Genomic DNA, 19,149 nt, shown 5'->3' with positions numbered 1-19,149 from the left:
CGCGTCTCGCAGACTGGCCGCCATTCTGTTTGGAGCCTTTCATGCCTCGCACTCATATTCTTGGATTCCCTCGCATCGGCGCGCACCGCGAGTTGAAGTTCGCGCAAGAGTCGTTCTGGCGCGCAGAGGCCGACGAAGCCTCTTTGCGCGCCACCGCGCGCGCCTTGCGCGAACGCCATTGGCGCGCGCAGCGGGCCGCGTCCCTCGACTTCGTCTCGGTGGGCGATTTTTCGTACTACGATCCGATGCTCGACGCCAGTGCCCTGCTTGGCGCGCTGCCGGCCCGGTTCGGCTTCGATGCCGCGCATCTGACGCTTGCCCAGTACTACGAGCTGGCGCGCGGCAACCCGGCGCAGCCCGCCATGGAAATGACGAAGTGGTTCGATACCAACTACCACTACCTTGTGCCGGAGCTCGGACCCGAGACGCGTTTCGGCGAGGGCGCGAGCGGGCTCTTCGACGACCTGGACGAGGCGCTGGCGGCAGGATACGCGGCCAAGCCGCAACTTGTCGGGCCGATCAGCTACCTTTGGCTCTCGAAGAGCCATGTTGCGGGCTTCGACCGGCTTTCGCTGCTGCCGGCGCTCGTCGAGCGATATGCGCGCGTACTCGATGCACTCGCGGCTCGCGGTGTCGAATGGGTACAGCTCGACGAGCCCGTGCTCTGCACCGATCTCGACCAGCGCTGGCTGACGGCATTCGACGACGCGTACGAGTCGCTCGGCGCTTGCCGGTTGAAGATCCTGCTCGCGACGTATTTCGGCTCGGCGGCCGAGCATGCGTCGCGCATCGCCCGTCTACCCGTCGGCGGGGTGCACATCGATCTCGTGCGCGGCCGCGGCCAGCTCGATGCCTGGCAGGCCGCGCTGCCCGCGGGCACTGTGCTCTCGGTCGGCGTCATCGACGGACGCAACATCTGGCGTGCGGACCTTGCCGCGATCGGCGAGTCGTTGCATGAGGTGCACGCGGCGCGCGGCGAGGCGTTGTGGATCGCGCCGTCGTGCTCGCTCGTGCACGTACCGGTCTCCCTTGCGACCGAGCGCAAGCTCGATCCGGCACTCAAGTCATGGCTTGCATTCGCAACCGAGAAGCTCGATGAAGTCCACTCGGTAGCCGTTGCGCTTGCGGATCCTCAGGCCGCGCAGCCAGCCATCGAAGCGGCCCGCGCAGCGCTCGACGCGCGTCGAGCCTCGCATGCCGTCGTCAACGCGCTCGTTCGAAAGCGGGTGGCGAGCGTTACCGAATCGCATACGCTGCGCAAAAGTCCGTTCGACGAACGCACCCGCGTGCAGCAAGCGGCATTGCAGTTGCCTTTATTGCCAACGACGACGATCGGCTCGTTCCCTCAGACCTCGTCGATCCGTCAGGCGCGCGCCGCATACCGGCGCGGCGAGCTGGGGGCTCTCGACTACCTGGAACGCATGCGTGCCGAGATCGAGTTGGCGGTGCGGCGGCAGGAAGCGCTCGATCTCGATGTACTCGTGCATGGCGAGGCCGAGCGCAACGACATGGTCGAGTACTTCGGCGAACAGTTGTGGGGCTATGCGTTCACGGAGAACGGTTGGGTGCAGAGCTACGGCTCGCGGTGCGTGAAGCCGCCGATCATTTATGGCGACGTTTACCGGCCCGAGCCGATCACCGTCGAGACGGCCCGCTATGCGCAATCGCTGAGCGCGCGTCCGATGAAGGGCATGCTGACGGGCCCCGTGACGTTGCTTCAGTGGTCGTTCGTGCGCGACGATCAGCCGCGCGAGGAGACGGCGCTTCAGCTCGCGCTCGCGGTACGCGACGAGGTGCTCGACCTGGAGAAGGCCGGCATTCGCATCATCCAGATCGACGAGCCCGCATTGCGCGAGGGGCTGCCGCTGCGGCGCGCCGAATGGTCCGCTTATCTGGGCTGGGCCGTGCGCGCGTTCCATATTGCCGCCGGTGGGGTGGCCGACGAGACGCAGATTCACACGCACATGTGCTATTCCGAGTTCAACGATATTCTCGAGGCAATAGCCGCAATGGATGCCGACGTCGTCACGATCGAGACGTCCCGTTCGGCGATGGAGTTGCTCGACGCGTTCGGCGAATTCTCTTATCCGAACGACATTGGACCGGGCGTCTACGACATCCATTCGCCGCGGGTGCCGAGCGTTGAATCGATGGAGCGGCTGCTCGAGCGTGCGTGCGCCGTGATTCCGTCCGAGCGCCTCTGGGTCAACCCCGACTGCGGGCTGAAGACGCGCGACTGGCCTGAAGTCGAGGCGGCCCTGGCGAACATGGTGCAGGCCGCGCGCAATCTGCGCGCGCGGCTCGAGGCGGCCTGACTGCGGCCGGGGGACGGCTTGCCGTCGCACCCGCCGCCCGGCGGCTGGCGGGCGGCGACCTGGCTGTCAGGCCGGGGCGCCGTCCTCCTCGCGGAAGATGCGATCGGCCAGATGGAAGGCCGAATTTGCCGCGGGTACACCGCAATAAATTGCAGTCTGCAGCAGCACTTCCTTGATTTCGTCGCGCGTCACGCCGTTGTTTTTTGCAGCGCGCAGGTGCAGCGCCAGTTCCTCGCCACGGTTCAGCGCGACCATCATCGCGATGGTGAGCAGGCTGCGCGTATGGCGCGGCAGCCCTTCGCGCGTCCAGATTTCCCCCCATGCATACCGGGTGATGAGGGCCTGAAACTCGCTCGTCAATTCGTTACGGTTGGCGAGCGATCGATCGACATGAGCGTCGCCGAGCACGGCCCGTCTCACGGTCATGCCGGCGTCGTAGCGTTGGTCTTCGTTCATGGGGACTCCTGAGTGACCAGCGATGCGCGGTGCGCGTCGAGCACCGCGTCGACGAATGGAAGGGCCAGCCCGGCGTATTGCGCCGGATCGAAGAGGGCATCGAGGCGCGAGGTGTCGAGCCGCTGCGTGACCTCGGGGCGGCCAGCCAGCACCTCGCGCAGCGTACGCCCGCTTTGCAGCGCTTCGCGGGACGCCGCTTCCACGAGCCGATGCGCCTCCAGCCTGCCCATCGACTCGCCCAGTGCGAGCATGACCGCTTCGGCCAGGACGAGCCCGCGCGTGAGATCGAGATTGGCGCTCAGGCGGTCGCGATCGATCTCCATGCCCTGCGCGATTTCGCCTATCTGGGCGACGGCGCCTCCAGCGAGGCGCACGATGTCGGGCAGCGTTTCCCATTCGGCCTGCCAGCCGCCGAGCGCGCGTTCGTGCTCCTGCACCATCGCCGCCAGCATCGTCGAAACAAGGCCCGGCATGCGCGTGGCCGCGCTCAGCACCGCTGCGCAGCCGACCGGGTTGCGCTTGTGCGGCATCGTCGACGAGCCACCCTTGCCAGCACCCGAAGGTTCGGCCAGCTCGCCGATCTCCGATTGCATTTGCAGCGACACGTCGCGCGCGATTTTGCCTAGCGTGCCCGTGAGCAGGCCGAGCGTGGTGGCGACTTCGACGAGCCGGTCGCGCTGCGTATGCCACGGGACGAGCGGCAACGGCAGTGCCAATTCATCCGATAGCGCCTGGGCCACTGCCTGGGCATGCTCGCCAAGGCTGGCGAGAGTGCCGGCGGCACCGCCGAATTGCAGCACCAGCGCATGAGCGCGCAATTGCGCAAAACGGATGCGGTGCCGATCGAGCGCGTCGAGCCACTGCGCGAATTTCAGGCCGAGCGTGATCGGCAGCGCCTGCTGCAGCCAGGTGCGCCCGATCATCGGCGTCGCGCGGTGGCGCTCGGCCTGCGCGGCAAGCGTGTCAGCCACCGACGCGAGGTGCTCGTCGAACCAGTCGAAGGCATCGCGCAGCTGCAAGACGAGCGACGTGTCGATGATGTCCTGGCTCGTCGCCCCCCAGTGCACGTATTTCGCCGCCTCGGGGTCGCGCTGCGCCACGCGCGCAGTCAGTTGCTTGACAAGCGGGATAGCGATGTTGCCGGCGCGGGCCGCGGCTTGTGTCAGCGCTTCGGCATCGAGCAGCTCCGCACGGCACGCATGCTCGATCGGCTCTACCGCCGTGTAGGGAATCACCCCGGCGGCTCCGAGCGCGCGCGCGAGGGCCGCCTCGACGTCGAGCATGCGCTGCACCGTCTCGCGCGGGGAGAAAAGAGCGAGCAAGGCGTCCGGCGACGCCAGTCGGTCGGTCAGTCGTCCTTCGGTTTCGAACATGGGCGGACTTCGAAATGACTTGAAGATGGATTGTTCGGTAATCGAACGATGTGTCGAAAATCGAACGCTCGGATCGCATGGTATTCGCCGCCTGCGCTAGCGGTCAAGAAAGGCCACGTTTGTTCCGCCGCTTCGGTTTGGCCGGTGTGACCACTGCGAGTTCGCGCAGGATGGCCGCGAAAGTCTGGGCCAACTCGTTCGGCGCGTCCGCGCTGCGCCGCACGATACCTACCGGCTCCTGTGCGCCTGCCATCGGCAGGTCGAGCGCGACGAGCCAGCCGGCATCGAGATCGTCCCGTGCCGCTCGCTCCGGCGTAATCCAGACCGCCTCGGAGCGGCGGGCCAGCAGGCGCGCCACCGAGACTGACAGCGTTTCGACGCAGTCCGGCGGCACGCGCAGCGCATGGGCATCGAAATAGGCATCGGTGTTGAGCCTCGGCACCGTGCCGGCCGGCGCGACGATCAGCGGGTAGTCGAGCACCGCCGGCAGCGAGGCACCGCCTTGCGCGAGCAGGGGATGACGAGGGCGCACGACCATGACGAGCGGCTCGGCGTAGAGCAGCTCGAACGACAACCCTTGCATGGCTGAAGGATCGGCCATGCGTCCCACGACGAAATCGAGTTCGCCGGCGCGCAGTGCCGCGAGCAGCGGTGCATTGGCGGCCGTGCGCAGGCGTACGCCCGCATGTGGGCGCAGTGCGCGCAGCCGCGCCAGCGCATCGGGCAGCAGCCCGCTCGCGACGGTCGGTAGTGCGCCGATTTCGAGCACCGCGGCGGACGGCATGGCCGCGCCCGCGAGCGCAGCTCCCGCCGACTCCAAAGCCTGGCCGACGCTTGCGGCATAACGCAGGAAGTGTTCGCCGGCGGGTGTGAGACGCGCGCCGTGGCGGCCTCGCTCGACAAGCTGCACGGCCGCGAGCGCTTCGAGCTCGGACAGCGTCTTCGACACGGCGGGCTGGCTCAGATGCAATCGTTCGGCTGCCCGCCCGAGGTTGCGCTCGCGGGCGATCGCCAGAAAGCAGCTGATATGACGAAAGCGGAGTCGATTTTCCATTACCTGGGGTTATGAAATTCGCGAAAACATCTCAATTTACCTAAATTTTCCGGAAACCTACATTATCGGTTCACCGTCCGGGCCATTGCCGGCCGGCTACTCGAACGAATCCTGAAGGAGACGACCATGCAGACCTCGGCAGCCGGCGACGGCGGCGCCTGGCTCGAATTCGCGCAGCGCGATACGTCGCAGCATCCGCCGGCCTATACGCCGGGCTACAAAACGAGCGTGCTGCGTTCCCCGCGCAACGCCTTGATTTCGACGCTCAACACACTCTCGGAGACAACGGGCCCGGTTATCACGCCCGACGAACTGGGGCCGCTCGACAACGACCTGATTCTCAATTTTGCAAAAGAAGGGTTGCCGATCGGCGAACGCATCGTCGTGCACGGCTTTGTTCGCGACGAATTCGGGCATCCCGTGAAAAACGCGCTCGTCGAGGTCTGGCAGGCGAACGCCGGAGGCCGTTATCGTCATCGCAACGACAAGTACCTTGCGCCGATCGATCCGAATTTCGGCGGCTGCGGCCGCATGCTGACCGATGCGAACGGCTATTACTGCTTTCGCACGATCAAGCCGGGCCCCTATCCGTGGCGCAATCGCATCAACGACTGGCGCCCCTCGCACATTCACTACTCGCTGAGCGGCGACGGCTGGGCGCAGCGGCTCATCACGCAGATGTACTTCGAAGGGGATCCGTTGATCGCGCAATGCCCGATCCTGAAGACCGTGCCCACTGAAGAGCAGGTGCGCGGGCTGATCGCGCTGCACGACACGGGCAACGACATTCCGCTCGACAGCCGGTGTTTCCGCTTCGATATCACGCTGCGCGGACGCCGCTCGACCTACTTCGAACCGTCTTTTCCGGGAGCCAGGTGATGTCGTTCTCCTCTTTTGCGCCGCTTCGTCTGCGTGAGACCGCCTCGCAGACCGGTGGCCCCTATGTGCACATCGGCCTCGCTCCGAAGCAGGCGGGCTTCGATATCTTCGAAAACAACTTCGGCAACATGCTCGCCACCGAAGACACGCGCGGTGAGCGCATCGAGATCGAAGGGCGCCTTTACGACGGTTCCGGCTCGCTCGTGCGCGATGCGCTGATCGAAATCTGGCAGGCCAACGCCGACGGCAAATATGCACACCCCGGCGATCGCCAGGCGAAACCGCTCGACCCCGCGTTTCGTGGATGGGGGCGCACGGGCACCGACTTCGAGACTGGCGTCTACCGTTTCGAAACGATCAAGCCGGGCCCGGTGGACGGCCGCGCGGGGGCACCGCAGGCACCGCACATCTGTGTCGCCATCTTCGCGCGCGGTATCAACCTCGGGCTGCATACGCGGCTTTACTTCGGCGACGAAGCCGAAGCGAACGCGCGCGACCCGGTACTGACCGGGATCGAGTGGGAGGTGCGGCGCAAGACGCTCGTTGCGGCCCGCAGCGAGCGTAACGGCCGGGGCGTCTACACTTTCGACGTGCGCTTGCAGGACACGCCGGACGGCGGACGCGAGACGGTCTTCTTCGACATCTGAGCCGGTGGCTGAGGGGCGCGCCTCGCCGGGGTGGGGCGCGCTTTCGGCCATTCGTCGAGCGCATCGTTGAAGAGTTCGGATACGACGGCGCGCAGCCATTTCGTGCAGGCGTCGTTGTGATATTTGCGGTGCCAGTGCTGCTTCAGATCGAAATGAGGCAGCGGCAGCGGCGGCTCGGCGAGCATGATCGACGCATGCTCGGCAGCGTAGGCAAAGCCGATTGCGTGCGGCACCGTGGCGATGAGATCGGTGCGGGAAAGGATGAACGGCAGGCTCATGAAATGCGATGTCTCGAGCGCGGCGCGGCGCCGGATGCGCTTTTTGTCCAGATACTTTTCGAGCACCTCCTGGCTTCGTCCCGCCGCGTGGACGACGGCGTGGCCACACTCGAGATAACGTTCGAGAGTGAGCGGCGTGTGGGCGAGCGGATGATCGCGCCGCATGATGCAAATGAATCGATGCGAGAAAAGCCGCTGCTGGAAGAAGTTCGTCCCGCCCAAGTCGGGAAAATAGCCGATCGCGAGATCGATCTCCCCCGCTTCGAGCGCGCGCTCGAGTTCGGCGGGCGGCAGCGTTTGCGAGCGTACGCTCGCACGCGGCGCGCGTTCCGCCAGCACTTGCAGCAGCTTCGGCAGGAACACGATCTCGCCGACGTCGGAAAGCGCGATCGAGAACGTATGGTTCGTCGTCGCCGCGTCGAACTCCTGGACGTCCACGATGCCACGCTCGATATGGACGAGCGCCTCGCGCGCGGCCGGAATCAGCGCCATGGCGCGCGGTGTGGGTTCCATCCCTCGGGACGTCCGCACGAAGAGCGGGTCGCCGAAGTAGGTCCGCAGCTTGCCGAGCGCCGTGGAGACCCGCGGTTGGCTCACGCCGAGCTTCACCGCGGCGCGGCTGACGTTGCGCGTCTCCTCGAGTGCCACGAGGAACGGAATCAGATTGAGGTCAAGACTGAGCATCGGCGAAGCTCCGCGGATCGATATCGTAAATTCGTATAGAACATATCCTGATAATCGCGTTGCTGCATATTGGGGAGAGCGCGGAGAATCGTCTTCACGATTTCAAGATCATTCAGGAGACGACTATGCGTACACAGGTGGCGATCGTTGGCGCGGGCCCGGCCGGCCTCTTGCTTTCTCATTTGTTGCGGCTGGAGGGCATCGAGTCGATCATCGTCGAAGCGCGCTCGCGCGAGTATTGCGAGAACCGCATTCGCGCCGGCGTGCTGGAGCAGGGCACCGTCGACACGCTGATCGATGCGGGGCTCGGCGAGCGCATGCTGCGCGAGGGGCTCGTCCATCGCGGCATCGAGCTGCTCTTCGAGCGCCAGCGTCATCGCATCGACATGGCCTCGCTCACGGGCGGCAGATCGATTACCGTCTACAGCCAGCACGAAGTCGTCCGCGATCTCATCGCCGCGGCAATCGAACATGGGCAGCAGGTCATCTTCGAAGCGGGCGACGTGGCGCTGCACGAGGTCGAGCATGCGCGTCCCTACCTCACGTTCGTCAAGGAAGGTGTGCGCGAGCGCATCGATTGCGACTACATCGCCGGGTGCGACGGCTTCCATGGCGTGTCGCGCGCGACGATTCCAGCCGATGTGCTGCGCACCTATGAGCGCGTCTACCCGTATGCGTGGCTCGGTATTTTGGCCGATGCCGCGCCCTCGGCCGACGAACTCGTCTACGCGCACCATGAACGCGGCTTCGCGCTCTTCAGCATGCGCTCGCCGTCCGTCACGCGGCTATACCTGCAGTGCCGGCCTGACGAAAATCTCGACGAATGGTCCGACGAGCGTATCTGGGCCGAATTGGCGACGCGATTCGAGAACGACGATGGATGGACGCCGAACGTCGGGCCGATCACGCAAAAGAGCGTAACGCCGATGCGCAGCTTCGTGACCGAGCCGATGCAGTACGGGCGCTTGTTTCTGGCTGGCGATGCGGCGCATATCGTGCCGCCCACGGGTGCGAAGGGGCTCAACCTCGCAGTGTCGGACGTGCGGATTCTGTCGAAGGCGCTGTCGGCCCGCTATCGCTCGGGTGACGCGCGCGAGCTCGAACGTTATTCGCAGCAGTGCCTGGAGCGCATCTGGCGCAGCGAGCACTTTTCCTACTTCATGACGAACATGCTGCATCCGTCGCTCGCGGATACGCCGTTCGAAAACCGCTTGAAGCTCTCGGAGCTGAAGTATGTGTCGCGCTCGCAGGCGGCGGCGCAGGCGCTGGCGGAGAACTACGTCGGGCTGCCGTTCGCCGCGTAGCGGCGGGCGCCTGCCGCCGTGCGTGCCGTTGCCGGGAGGCACGGCGCGCCGCAACGCGCGCAAATGAAAAAGGGCTGCAAGCTTTTGGCTTGCAGCCCTTTTTGAATTCTATGGTGCCGGAAAGAGGAATCGAACCCCCGACCTTCGCATTACGAATGCGCTGCTCTACCTGCTGAGCTATTCCGGCATCAGGAGAAACGCGATTATAGAGACATCTCGCGTCAGGTGGCAAGCCCCTTCGTTAATTTTTTTCTTCGCGATGGTAGCCGGTCACGCGTTCGACCTCGTTCTTCGAGCCGAGGAACACGGCCACACGCTCGTGCAGGCTCTTGGGCTCGATTTCGAGAATACGCTGATGGCCGTTCGTGGCGGCGCCGCCGGCCTGCTCGATGATGAACGACATCGGGTTCGCCTCGTACATCAGGCGCAGCTTGCCGGGTTTGTCAGGCGTGCGCTGATCGGCCGGGTACATAAAAATGCCGCCGCGGTGCAGGATACGGTGCACGTCGGCCACCATCGACGCGACCCAACGCATATTGAAGTCGGTTTGGCGCGGGCCCGTCTTACCTTCGAGCAACTCGCCCACGTAGCGCTGCACGGGGGGATGCCAATGCCGGGTGTTCGAGGCGTTGATGGCGAACTCGCGCGTGTCTTCGGGAATGCGCAGGTTCGGATGGGTGAGGACCCACGAGCCCAGTTCGCGATCGAGCGTGAAACCGTTCACGCCGTTGCCCGTGGTGAGCACGAGCACCGTTTGCGGCCCATATACGGCGTACCCGGCCGCGACCTGCTCCGTGCCGCGCTGCAGGAACGACTGCTCGGTGGCTTCCTGGCCGTCCGGGCAACGCAGTACCGAGAAGATCGTACCGATCGACACGTTGACGTCGATGTTCGACGAGCCGTCGAGCGGATCGAACACGAGCAGGTATTCGCCGCGCGGGTAGTTCGACGGAATCGGAAACAGCGTTTCCATTTCCTCCGACGCCATGGCGGCGAGGTTGCCGCCCCATTCGTTTGCGTCGAGCAGGATTTCATTCGACAGAATGTCGAGCTTCTTCTGGACTTCGCCCTGCACGTTCTCGCTGCCGGCCGTGCCGAGCGCGTCGCCCAATGCCCCCTTGCTGACGTGGTAGCTGATGAGCTTGCACGCGCGGGCGACCACCTCGATCAAAAGCCGCAAATCAGCGGGCAGATTGTGATTTTCGCGCTGTTGCTCGATCAGGTACTTCGTGAGGGTTGTGCGTCGTTGGAGAGACATTGCGATACTCCGAAAGCCATGGGGATGCCATGGATTTTACCCGCCAGCACGCCCCCGGCTGCGGGTTTTTGTGGCGGCTGCCGCACGCGGCGGCTGAGAGAGCGGCCGGCGAAGCGCCGCGGGCAACGGTTCGATCTCGCGTTCGATGCGCTCGCCGGACGTCTCGGTCGCGATGCGCAGGTCGTGCGAATTCTGCAGATCGAGCCAGAAGCTTGCGCTCGTGCCGAAATAACGGGCGAGCCGCAGCGCGGTTTCCGGAGAAACGGCCCGTTTGCCGCGTACGACATCGTTGATGCGTGGGGCGGGTACGCGCAGCGCCAGCGCGAGCGCGTTGACGGACATGCCGAGCGGCTCGAGAAACTCGGCGCGCAATACGAGCCCGGGATGAATCGCCGCCAGGCGCTCGCCCGTGCCGATATCGGTGAAGTCGGCATGGTTCAGCGCACCACGTTCGATAGCCATGACAGATTCCCTTAGTGATAGTCGACGATTTCGACGTTGAATGCGGCGCCCTCCACGAAGTGAAAGCATATGCGCCAGCGTGCATTGACCCGGACGCTCCATTGGCCGGCCCGGTCGCCACGCAGCGCTTCGAGCCGGTTACCCGGCGGAGCGTGCAGATCGACGATCGACTCGGCCGCATCGATCATCTGAAGCTTGCGGTATGCGATCGCCTGAATGGAGCGCGGCAGCGAGTGGACGACATAGCCGTCGAACAGCGCGGCCGTTCGTTTGTCGGCGAATGTCTTGATCATCGGCATGATATAACGCGTCACGTTAAATGTAAAGGGGTATATGCGACGAATTCATCATGCTCGTGCTCGGCGCGTGACGACAGTCGGCCAGTCAGTCAATACCGGCACCGGCGAAAAAAAACCGGCACACCCGGTGCCGGTTTCACTTCGTCGAAGCGTGGCGCGCGTTCTGTTTTTTTCAGGCGAGGGCCTTGTCGACGATTTCCCGTACGTCGCGCGACGATGCCTGCGCCGCCACGCGTTCGAGTGCCGCGCGCATCTTCTCGCGCAGGCTGGGGGTATAGCGCCGCCAGAGCTCGAGCGCCCGCGCGAGACGTGCCGCCACTTGCGGGTTCAGCGCATCGAGTGCGATGACCTGTTCGGCCCAGAATGCATAGCCCGAGCCGTCCGGAGCATGGAACTGCGAGGGGTTGGCCGAACAGAAGCTGAAGATCAGCGAGCGTGCCCGGTTCGGGTTGCGCAGCGTGAACGCCGGGTGCGTCATGAGCTTGCGTACGATCTCGATGACCGGCCGGCCGGCGCTGCCGCGCTGCGTTGCCTGCATGGCGAACCACTTGTCGATCACGAGCGGCTCGCGTTCGAAGCGGCGGTAGAAATCATCGAGCACACGCTCGGCCGTGGGCGCGCCTGACGTTGCCGCGGCCGCGAGCAGCGCGGAAAGCGCCGCGGCGCGATCGGTCATGTTGTCAGCCGAGTCGTATTGCGCGGTCGCGAGACGGATCGCATCGGCCGGATCGTCGAGTTCGGCCAGATAAGCGAGGGCGAGATTCTTCAGCGCGCGCTGCCCCGCTGCCTGTGCGCTCGGCTCGTAACCGCCCGGGGTCACGTGGTGCGCATAGGTGTCCAGCCACGCCTCGCGCATGGCTACGGCGAAGCGCTTGCGCATGAACTGGCGCGCCGCGTGGACCGCGGCCGGGTCCGCCTCGACCATCTGTTCGGCAAGATACGATTCCGAAGGCAGGACGAGGGCGAGTTCGCGAAACGCGGGCGAAAGCGTTTCGTCGGTCAGCACGCGCGCGAATGCGGCGACCACGGCGTTGTCGAGCCCATTCGCCGCGCGGCCCGCGAGCGTCAGCAGCTCGCGCGTGGCGAGGCGCTGGCCGGCTTCCCAGCGGTTGAAGGGGTCGCTGTCGTGCGCAAGCAGGAAGGCGAGTTCGTCGGGCGTGTATTCGTACTCGACGATGACGGGGGCCGAGAAGTTGCGCAGCAGCGACGGCAGCGGTGCCTCGGGTACGTCCACGAACGTGAAGGTCGCGTCCTCGGCCGTGAGATCGAGCACGCGCGTCGTGCCGCTCGCATTCGGCTCGCCTTCGAGGCGCAGCGGAAGGTCGTTGCCGTCGCGCCCGATCAAGCCGATTGCGAACGGAATGAGCAGCGGCCCCTTTTGCGTTTCGTGCGCGGCGGGCGCCGCCTCTGCGTACCGTTGCGAGAGCGTCACGGTGTAGCGCTTCGCGCCGGCATCGTATGCCGTGCGCACGTTTACGCGCGGCGTGCCGGCTTGGCTGTACCAGCGCTCGAACTGCGCCAGATCGCGCCCGTTCGCGTCGGCCATTGCGTGGCGGAAATCGTCGCAGGTGACCGCCTGCCCGTCGTGGCGCTCGAAATAGAGATCCATGCCACGCCTGAAGCCGTCGCGGCCGAACAGCGTCTGGTACATCCGCACGACCTCGGCGCCTTTTTCGTAGACGGTCATCGTGTAGAAGTTGTTGATCTCGACATAGCTTTCGGGCCGCACCGGGTGCGCCATCGGGCCTGCGTCCTCGGCGAACTGCATTTGCCGCAGTACGCGCACGTCTTCGATGCGCTTCACCGCGCGGGCCGCTTCGTCGTCCGCGCCGCCTTGCATGTCGGCCGAGAACTCCTGGTCCCGGAAGACGGTCAGACCTTCCTTGAGGCTCAACTGGAACCAGTCGCGGCAGGTTACGCGGTTGCCGGTCCAATTGTGGAAGTACTCGTGGCCCACCACGGCCTCGATGTTGGCGAAGTCCGTGTCGGTCGCCGTCTCGGGGTTGGCAAGCACGTACTTCGTGTTGAAGATGTTGAGCCCCTTGTTTTCCATCGCGCCCATGTTGAAGTCGCTCACGGCGACGATCATGAAGCGGTCGAGATCGAGTTCGAGTCCGAAGCGCTTTTCGTCCCAGCGGATCGCGTGGATCAGCGAGTCCATGGCATGGCGCGTCTTGTCGAGGTCGTGCGGCTCGACCCACACCTGCAGCAGCTTCTCCTTGCCGGAGCCCGTGCGGATGCGCTCCTCGAGGGCGACGAGCTTGCCTGCGACAAGCGCGAACAGGTAGCTCGGCTTCTTGAACGGGTCTTCCCACTTCGCGTAATGACGGCCGTCGGGCAACTCGCCCGAATCGACGAGGTTCCCATTCGAGAGCAGCACCGGATAGGCCGTCTTGTCGGCGCGCAGCGTGACAGTGTAGGTCGACATCACGTCGGGCCGGTCGAGGAAGTAGGTGATGCGCCTGAAGCCTTCCGCTTCGCACTGCGTGAAGAAACTGCCGCTCGACACGTACAGTCCGGAGAGCGTCGTATTGCTCGCCGGGTTGCAGGTGCTCACGATCGTGAGTTCGAACGCGTCCGGCACGCCTTCGAGCACGAGGCCGTGTTCATGAGTGCGGTGCTGCGCGTGCGGCGCGCCGTCGATCGAGACGGAAACGAGTTCGAGCGCCTCGCCCATGAGTTCGAGATGCGACGCCGGGGCCGCGTCGGGATTACGCCGAACGCGCATGGTGTTGCTGACGAGCGTGCGTTCGGGTACGAGATCGAACTCGAGGGCGGCCGATTCGATCAAAAACGTAGGCGGGCTGTAGTCTGAGCGCCGGACGACGGCGGGAGTGGCTGTATCGGACATGGCGGATCGGTCTAGTAGAGCGTTGCGGCTCGCGCGAACGGGCGAGGTCGTTGCCCATTGTACAAAGGCCTTAAATGTCCTGCGTCGTCGGAAGCACACTTTGCCGATTGGGGGCGGGTGGGCGCTGGGCGTATCATCGGCATCGCGGGCATGACGAAGCATGAATTTCGATTGATTGGCGAGGAATGCATGACGGCGATGTGGGATAGGGCAAGGCGTCTGGCCGTGCCGGTGTTGGCGGTGGCGGCCGTGGCGATGTCAGGCTGTACGAGTTACGTGACGACGCAGGTCACGGCCTTTTCGGCATGGAGCGGCAGCGATGCCACGCGCACGTATGCGTTCTCGCGCTCGTCCGCGCAGCAAAACAGCATAGAGGAAGCCACCTACGAACAGTTGGTGGCCAACGAGCTCGATCTGTACGCGTTCAGGCCCCGCCCTGCCGGCGAGGCGAATTATCTCGTGTCGCTCTCGTACGACACGCGCGGCGATACGATGACGGTGAGCCAGCCCGTGTACTACGGCAGCCCCTGGGCGGGGCCATACTGGCGCCCGTTCGATCCCTGGGGGCCGTTCGGCGCATTTCCCGCGGGCTACGTCAGTCAGACGTATCCGGTCTACACGCACACGCTGGGCATCCGCATGACCGAGCGCTCGACCGGCAAGGAGGTCTACAACGTGACCGCCCGGGATACGGATGACGATTCCTCGCTCGTGCGCGCCATGCCGTACCTGGTGCGCGGCGCACTCGCGGACTTTCCGCTTGGCAACGGTGTGGTCCGTACAGTGCGGATTCCCGTCGACAAAAAGGGGAGGGCAGCCTCGAACGAGGTGCCCGTCGTGCCTGCGGCGGCGACAACCGGCGCGAGCGGCGCGGCCACCGCGCCGCGCTGAAAGCGACGGGGCGGGTGCCGTCGGCAACCCGCGCGGGTTCCCGGTGCCGGAGTCAGGCTCCGCCCGTGCCTCGAAAGATGGCGAGTACGCCGAGCGCAATGAAGAGCAGCGCCGCGACGACGTGCACCGCACGCGTGGGGAGGCGGTGAGCGAACCGCTCGCCGAGCAGGATGGCCGGTACGTTGGCCAGCATCATGCCGAGCGTCGTTCCGGCCACGACGCCGAAGAAGTCGTGAAATCGCGCGGCCAGAGCAACCGTGGCGATTTGCGTCTTGTCGCCCATCTCGGCGAGAAAGAACGTCAGCACCGTAGCCCAGAACACGCCGAGGTGACCGCGCGTGACGTTCGCCTCTCGTTCGTCGAGCTTGTCCGGAATCAACACCCAGATGCCCATGACGATGAACGAGACGGCGAGCGCCCATTGCATGACTGTTGGCGTAATGAGCGCGCCGAGCCACGCGCCTATTGCGCCGGCGCCCGCGTGGTTCGCCAGCGTGGCGGCGAGTACGCCCAGCATGATCGGTACGGGTTTGCGGTAGCGGGCGGCGAGCACGAGCGAAAGCAACTGCGTCTTGTCGCCGATTTCGGCAAGTGCGACGGCACCGGTCGAGATGAGAAAGGCTTGTTCCACGTCGATGATGTTCCTCGGGCCGAGATGTGAGCGAGCGACGACCCACCGTGCGCCGGGCCCTGAAGCGGCGCGCATGCGGGTCATCGGTCTCGCCAGGCCAGAGGCTGCATCCGCCATGGCCGCGCGGGCCAAGTCTGTTGACGGATGCCCCCGAACGCGCAAAACGAACCTTGCGTAGGCAAGGTGTGGCGTCGGGGCGGCTACTCCCCAATGAGGGACGGATTCTAGCATAGGCGCGCGGGTTTGCCATCCCGTTCGGGTCTGCCCTTTCTGACCGTGCCTTGCGTGTCAGGGCCGTTTGCGTTTCGTCGCGCGCTCGCCTCGCCGATGTACGCGGCGGCCCGCCGCGTAGGTCTCGAGCACGGCGCGATCGTCGCCGAGCAGCGCAAACGCGAAGAGCGATTCCTCGAGCGTTTCGGCCTGCTCCATGCGCCGCGCGAGCAGCGGTGTGGCCTGCGGATCGAGCACGATGAAATCGGCTTCGCTGCCGGGGGCGAGCGTGCCGATCTGCGCATCGAGTCCGAGCGCCTCGGCGGCGCCCGCCGTCGCCAGCCAGAACATCTGCGTCGCGCTCAGGTAGTGGCCGCTCATGCGGGCAACCTTGTGCGCTTCGTTCATCGTCTGCAGCATCGAAAACGACGTACCGCCACCCACGTCGGTGCCGAGTGCGACCGGCATCCCATGCTCGCGTGCCTTGCCCATATCGAAGAGGCCGCTGCCCAGGAAAAGGTTGGACGTCGGGCAGTGCGACGCCACGGCACCCGTTTCCCTCATGCGCGCGCGATCGGCGTCGTCGAAGTGGATGCAGTGACCGTAAACGGCGCGGCGGCGCAGCAGGCCATATCGGTCATAGACGTCGAGATAGCTGCGGTGGCCAGGGTACAGCTCGGTCACCCATTTGATTTCGTCAACGTTCTCCGCGACGTGGGTCTGGATGAAAACGTCGGCGTGTTGCCCGGCGAGTGCGCCGCAGGCCTCGAGCTGCTCCGGCGTCGAGGTCGGAGCAAAGCGCGGCGTGAGCGCATAGAGCTGGCGCCCGCGGCCATGCCACCTCGCGATCAGCTCGGCGCTGTCGTCGTAGCCCGATTGCGCCGTATCGCGCAGGAACGCGGGGCAGTTGCGATCCATCAGCACCTTGCCCGCGATCATCCGCAGATTGCGGGCGTCGCTCGCGGCGAACAACGCATCGGCCGATTCCTTGTGCACGGTGCAGTAGACGAGTGCCGTGGTCGTGCCGCTGGCGAGCAGTTCGTCAAGGAAGAACTCGGCCGTCTCGCGCGCGCGGGCAGCGTCTGCGAAGCGCCGCTCGGTCGGAAACGTATAGCGCTCGAGCCAGGGCAACAGGCCCGCCGCCGGCGAGGCGATCATGTCGGTCTGCGGGTAGTGCAGATGCGTGTCGATGAAGCCGGGCACGATCCATTTGTCGCGCAGCGCTCGCACGTCCGTGTCGGCCGTGAGCTGGGCGGCAAGCGCCGGGTAGCTGCCGCGCGCGACCACGCGGCCCGACTCGACGATCAAGAGCCCGTCCTCTTCGAAAACGGTCGCCTCGTCCGATGCGTCCGGACGATCGTCGAATGTCAGGAGCTTCCCGCGATAAGCAATGCGTTCGGTCTTGCGCGGATCGGTATCGGTCATGGCGAATACGTTCGATGCAACGAGCGCGCGGCGTCAGTGCGCGCGCTGCCAGTAGGCGTCGAGTTGCGCGATCAAAGCCTCGCGCCGGGCGGGTTCGATGAACGAGGCCTCGAAGCCGTTGCGCAGGATGGCGTAGACCTCGGCGTCGTCGAGCGCGAGCGCGTCGGCTGCCGCGAGGTAGTTGGCGTTCACGTACCCGCCGAAGTAGGCGGGGTCATCGGAATTGATGGTGACGGCCACGCCGGCCGATAGCAGCGACTTCAGCGTGTGGTGCTTCATGTCGTCGAATACGCGCAGCTTCAGGTTCGAGAGCGGGCAGACGGTCAGCGCGATGCGCGACGCGGCGAGCCGCGCCACGAGCGCCGGATCCTCGATGCTTCGCACGCCGTGGTCGATCCGGTCCGCCTTCAGCAGGTCCAGCGCTTCGTGGACGTAAGCGGGCGGCCCTTCCTCGCCGGCGTGCGCGACGATCTTCAGTCCGCGGGCGCGCGCCTTGGCGAACACGCGCTCGAATTTCGACGGCGGATGCCCGCGCTCGGAGGAGTCGAGGCCCACGCCGACGAGCCGATGGGCGTAACGCTCGAAGAGCGGCAGTGCGGCTTCGAAGGTTTCGAGCGCATCCTCCTCGGGCAGATGCCGCAAGAAGCAGAGGATCAGTTTGCTCGACAAGCCGCGGTGCTCGCCCTCCGCCAGGGCGCGCTCGATGCCGGCCACGACCGTTTCGAGCGCGATCCCGCGCTCGGTATGCGTTTGCGGATCGAAAAAGATCTCGGCATGCGCGACATGATCGGCAAGCGCCCGCTCGACGTAGGCGGCGGTCATCTCGTAGAAATCGTCCTCGGTCACGAGCACGCTCGCGCCCGCGTAGTAGATGTCGAGGAACGATTGCAGATCGGTAAAGGCGTAAGCACGGCGCAGGGCATCGATCGAATCGTAGGCGAGCGCCACGCCGTTGCGCTGGGCCAGCTTGAAGATGAGCTCGGGTTCGAGCGAGCCCTCGATATGGATATGTAGTTCAGCCTTCGGCGCGCCGGCGATCTTCTCAGCAAATGTCGGGGTCATGGTCGGTCGATGGGATAAACGAAGATGGGTTGAACGGGGGCGGCACAGGCATGGCACCGCGCTTGCCGCGCACGCTTTCGACGGCCTGCAGTAACTGCGCCGCAGCGGCGATCGCGATGACCTCGGGCGCCTTGTCCGTGATGCCGTCGATGCCGATCGGGCACGTCATCCGCGCGATGAGCGCCGGATCGATGCCGTGCGCGGCGAGCCGATGCTCGAACTGCCGGCGCTTCGTGCGCGAGCCGATCATGCCGAAGAACGCGAAATCGCCGCGCCGCAGGATGCGCTCGGCAAGCGCCAGGTCGCGCGCGTGGTTGTGCGTCATCACGATGAAGTACGTACCCGGCGCGGCTTCGTCGACAGCCTCGTCCGGCGCGTCGTTTGCCTCGATCGTCACGTTGGCAAAATCGCGCACGGTGTTCGGCGCAAGCTGCTCGCCGAATTGCGCATCGCGCTCGTCGACCCAGCGCACGCGGCACGGCAGGGTGGCCAGCACACGCGCGAGCGCGGCGCCGACATGCCCGGCGCCGAACAGCACCACCGGGAACTCGCGCGATACGATCGTCTCCGTCAGCAGCGCATTGCCTTCGTCGAAGCCGGCGCCGTCCCAGAGCAGGCAGTCGGGCGCATCGGTGCCCGCTGGCGCCTCGGAGAGCATCACGGCGTCGCGCGAAGGGCCGAATGATACGCTTCGCACGCTCGCTTGTCCCGCAGCCAGCCGTTTGGAGAGTGTGGCGACCCATCCCAGATCGCCGATATCGAGCCGCTCGAAGGCCAGCATGACCGCTCCGCCGCAGCATTGACCGAGGCTCGGGCCGAGCGCCATGCGCTCGAGGCGGCGCGCGCGCGGTACACGCACGCCTTCGCGCAGGACCTCGCGCGCGATTTCGATCGCACGCCATTCGAGATGGCCGCCGCCGATCGTGTGACGCGCGGTTTCGCGTGTGACGATCATCTTCGTGCCGGCCTCTCGCGGCGCGGAGCCTTCGACGCGCGCAACGGTGACGAGCACGACGGCATCGCCGTGCGTGAGCAACTGCTGCAGATCGGACAACCAGGCGTGCATGCGC

At 65.5% G+C, this 19,149-nt stretch carries 16 protein-coding genes, 1 tRNA gene, 1 pseudogene and 1 riboswitch; of the genes and pseudogenes, 5 read left to right on the top strand and 13 right to left on the bottom strand.

Annotation, left to right across the window (positions count from 1 at the left end; genetic code table 11):
• The first annotated feature begins 41 nt into the window (after positions 1–41).
• Entirely contained in the window at positions 42–2,315 is a 2,274-nt protein-coding gene (gene metE / locus U0034_RS04255) for a 5-methyltetrahydropteroyltriglutamate--homocysteine S-methyltransferase (protein ID WP_085224020.1), read from the top strand.
• 66 nt (positions 2,316–2,381) lie between these two features.
• Here metE and pcaC read toward each other — a convergent pair whose 3' ends face one another.
• The 3 genes from pcaC to U0034_RS04240 form a co-directional block, all read right to left on the bottom strand.
• Complete coding sequence (gene pcaC, locus U0034_RS04250; protein ID WP_085224022.1) at positions 2,382–2,771, bottom strand: 4-carboxymuconolactone decarboxylase; 390 nt, start codon at positions 2,769–2,771, stop codon at positions 2,382–2,384.
• Positions 2,768–4,144, bottom strand: a complete 1,377-nt coding sequence (locus tag U0034_RS04245; RefSeq protein WP_085224024.1) for a 3-carboxy-cis,cis-muconate cycloisomerase — start codon at positions 4,142–4,144, stop codon at positions 2,768–2,770. The genes pcaC and U0034_RS04245 overlap by 4 nt, the downstream gene beginning before the upstream one ends.
• A 103-nt stretch (positions 4,145–4,247) precedes the next feature.
• Positions 4,248–5,198 (bottom strand): LysR substrate-binding domain-containing protein, encoded by a 951-nt coding sequence (locus U0034_RS04240; protein WP_085224026.1) that lies wholly within the window; start codon positions 5,196–5,198, stop codon positions 4,248–4,250.
• A 126-nt stretch (positions 5,199–5,324) separates the two neighbouring features.
• On the opposite strand from U0034_RS04240, the gene pcaH reads away from it, so the two are divergent.
• Both pcaH and pcaG read left to right on the top strand, forming a co-directional pair.
• Entirely contained in the window at positions 5,325–6,077 is a 753-nt protein-coding gene (gene pcaH, locus U0034_RS04235; RefSeq protein WP_085224029.1) for a protocatechuate 3,4-dioxygenase subunit beta, read from the top strand.
• Positions 6,077–6,724: a protocatechuate 3,4-dioxygenase subunit alpha gene (gene pcaG, locus U0034_RS04230; RefSeq protein ID WP_085224031.1), complete on the top strand. Its 648-nt coding sequence runs from the start codon at positions 6,077–6,079 to the stop codon at positions 6,722–6,724. The genes pcaH and pcaG overlap by 1 nt, the downstream gene beginning before the upstream one ends.
• 41 nt (positions 6,725–6,765) lie before the next feature.
• On the opposite strand, the pseudogene U0034_RS04225 reads toward pcaG, so the two are convergent.
• A pseudogene (locus U0034_RS04225) lies at positions 6,766–7,686 on the bottom strand (LysR substrate-binding domain-containing protein); the annotation flags it as partial.
• 125 nt (positions 7,687–7,811) lie between these two features.
• Here U0034_RS04225 and pobA point away from each other — a divergent pair.
• Positions 7,812–8,990, top strand: coding sequence for a 4-hydroxybenzoate 3-monooxygenase (pobA, locus tag U0034_RS04220; RefSeq protein WP_085224479.1), 1,179 nt, complete (start codon positions 7,812–7,814; stop codon positions 8,988–8,990).
• A gap of 111 nt (positions 8,991–9,101) precedes the next feature.
• Here the strand turns inward: pobA and U0034_RS04215 are convergent.
• The 5 genes from U0034_RS04215 to pepN all read right to left on the bottom strand — a co-directional run bounded on the left by U0034_RS04215 (position 9,102) and on the right by pepN (position 13,860).
• Positions 9,102–9,177, bottom strand: a tRNA-Thr gene (locus tag U0034_RS04215).
• A 54-nt stretch (positions 9,178–9,231) separates the two neighbouring features.
• Positions 9,232–10,248 carry a class 1 fructose-bisphosphatase gene (locus U0034_RS04210; protein ID WP_085224035.1) on the bottom strand — a complete coding sequence of 339 codons (1,017 nt, stop codon included), beginning with the start codon at positions 10,246–10,248 and terminating at the stop codon, positions 9,232–9,234.
• Positions 10,249–10,284: 36 nt separating this feature from the next.
• The gene (locus U0034_RS04205; RefSeq protein ID WP_085224037.1) at positions 10,285–10,710 is read right to left on the bottom strand and encodes a HigA family addiction module antitoxin; all 426 of its coding nucleotides are present in this window, start codon (positions 10,708–10,710) and stop codon (positions 10,285–10,287) included.
• Between the two features lie 11 nt (positions 10,711–10,721).
• Positions 10,722–11,003 (bottom strand): type II toxin-antitoxin system RelE/ParE family toxin, encoded by a 282-nt coding sequence (locus U0034_RS04200; protein WP_085224481.1) that lies wholly within the window; start codon positions 11,001–11,003, stop codon positions 10,722–10,724.
• 178 nt (positions 11,004–11,181) lie between these two features.
• Positions 11,182–13,860 (bottom strand): aminopeptidase N, encoded by a 2,679-nt coding sequence (gene pepN, locus U0034_RS04195; protein ID WP_085224039.1) that lies wholly within the window; start codon positions 13,858–13,860, stop codon positions 11,182–11,184.
• Between the two features lie 189 nt (positions 13,861–14,049).
• Between pepN and U0034_RS04190 the strand changes: the two genes are divergently transcribed.
• A complete protein-coding gene (locus tag U0034_RS04190; RefSeq protein WP_085224483.1) occupies positions 14,050–14,751 on the top strand; it encodes a DUF4136 domain-containing protein in 702 nt (233 codons plus the stop codon).
• A 52-nt stretch (positions 14,752–14,803) separates the two neighbouring features.
• On the opposite strand, the gene U0034_RS04185 is transcribed toward U0034_RS04190, so the two are convergent.
• From U0034_RS04185 to xdhC, 4 genes are all read right to left on the bottom strand, one after another.
• Entirely contained in the window at positions 14,804–15,382 is a 579-nt protein-coding gene (locus U0034_RS04185; RefSeq protein WP_085224041.1) for a TMEM165/GDT1 family protein, read from the bottom strand.
• A 56-nt stretch (positions 15,383–15,438) separates the two neighbouring features.
• Positions 15,439–15,603: riboswitch (yybP-ykoY riboswitch) on the bottom strand.
• A gap of 67 nt (positions 15,604–15,670) precedes the next feature.
• Positions 15,671–17,017 (bottom strand): guanine deaminase, encoded by a 1,347-nt coding sequence (gene guaD / locus U0034_RS04180; RefSeq protein WP_085224042.1) that lies wholly within the window; start codon positions 17,015–17,017, stop codon positions 15,671–15,673.
• 33 nt (positions 17,018–17,050) lie between these two features.
• On the bottom strand, positions 17,051–18,079 hold the full coding sequence (locus tag U0034_RS04175; RefSeq protein WP_085224044.1) for an adenosine deaminase: 1,029 nt from the start codon (positions 18,077–18,079) through the stop codon (positions 17,051–17,053).
• Complete coding sequence (gene xdhC, locus U0034_RS04170; RefSeq protein ID WP_085224046.1) at positions 18,060–19,145, bottom strand: xanthine dehydrogenase accessory protein XdhC; 1,086 nt, start codon at positions 19,143–19,145, stop codon at positions 18,060–18,062. The genes U0034_RS04175 and xdhC overlap by 20 nt, the downstream gene beginning before the upstream one ends.
• Positions 19,146–19,149 lie beyond the last annotated feature (4 nt).

The sequence above is a fragment of the Trinickia caryophylli genome, from assembly GCF_034424545.1.
Taxonomy (GTDB): Bacteria; Pseudomonadota; Gammaproteobacteria; order Burkholderiales; family Burkholderiaceae; genus Trinickia; species Trinickia caryophylli.
Note: the sequence above shows the minus strand (reverse complement) of the source record. Positions and strands in the feature narration are given on the sequence as shown.

Bases quoted from the DNA above. Each gene is read 5' to 3' on its own strand.
- metE (WP_085224020.1), top strand. From the start codon at position 42: ATGCCTCGCACTCATATTCTTGGATTCCCTCGCATCGGCGCGCACCGC.
- pcaC (WP_085224022.1), bottom strand. From the start codon at position 2,771: ATGAACGAAGACCAACGCTACGACGCCGGCATGACCGTGAGACGGGCC.
- U0034_RS04245 (WP_085224024.1), bottom strand. From the start codon at position 4,144: ATGTTCGAAACCGAAGGACGACTGACCGACCGACTGGCGTCGCCGGAC.
- U0034_RS04240 (WP_085224026.1), bottom strand. From the start codon at position 5,198: ATGGAAAATCGACTCCGCTTTCGTCATATCAGCTGCTTTCTGGCGATC.
- pcaH (WP_085224029.1), top strand. From the start codon at position 5,325: ATGCAGACCTCGGCAGCCGGCGACGGCGGCGCCTGGCTCGAATTCGCG.
- pcaG (WP_085224031.1), top strand. From the start codon at position 6,077: ATGTCGTTCTCCTCTTTTGCGCCGCTTCGTCTGCGTGAGACCGCCTCG.
- pobA (WP_085224479.1), top strand. From the start codon at position 7,812: ATGCGTACACAGGTGGCGATCGTTGGCGCGGGCCCGGCCGGCCTCTTG.
- U0034_RS04210 (WP_085224035.1), bottom strand. From the start codon at position 10,248: ATGTCTCTCCAACGACGCACAACCCTCACGAAGTACCTGATCGAGCAA.
- U0034_RS04205 (WP_085224037.1), bottom strand. From the start codon at position 10,710: ATGGCTATCGAACGTGGTGCGCTGAACCATGCCGACTTCACCGATATC.
- U0034_RS04200 (WP_085224481.1), bottom strand. From the start codon at position 11,003: ATGATCAAGACATTCGCCGACAAACGAACGGCCGCGCTGTTCGACGGC.
- pepN (WP_085224039.1), bottom strand. From the start codon at position 13,860: ATGTCCGATACAGCCACTCCCGCCGTCGTCCGGCGCTCAGACTACAGC.
- U0034_RS04190 (WP_085224483.1), top strand. From the start codon at position 14,050: ATGACGGCGATGTGGGATAGGGCAAGGCGTCTGGCCGTGCCGGTGTTG.
- guaD (WP_085224042.1), bottom strand. From the start codon at position 17,017: ATGACCGATACCGATCCGCGCAAGACCGAACGCATTGCTTATCGCGGG.
- U0034_RS04175 (WP_085224044.1), bottom strand. From the start codon at position 18,079: ATGACCCCGACATTTGCTGAGAAGATCGCCGGCGCGCCGAAGGCTGAA.
- xdhC (WP_085224046.1), bottom strand. From the start codon at position 19,145: ATGCACGCCTGGTTGTCCGATCTGCAGCAGTTGCTCACGCACGGCGAT.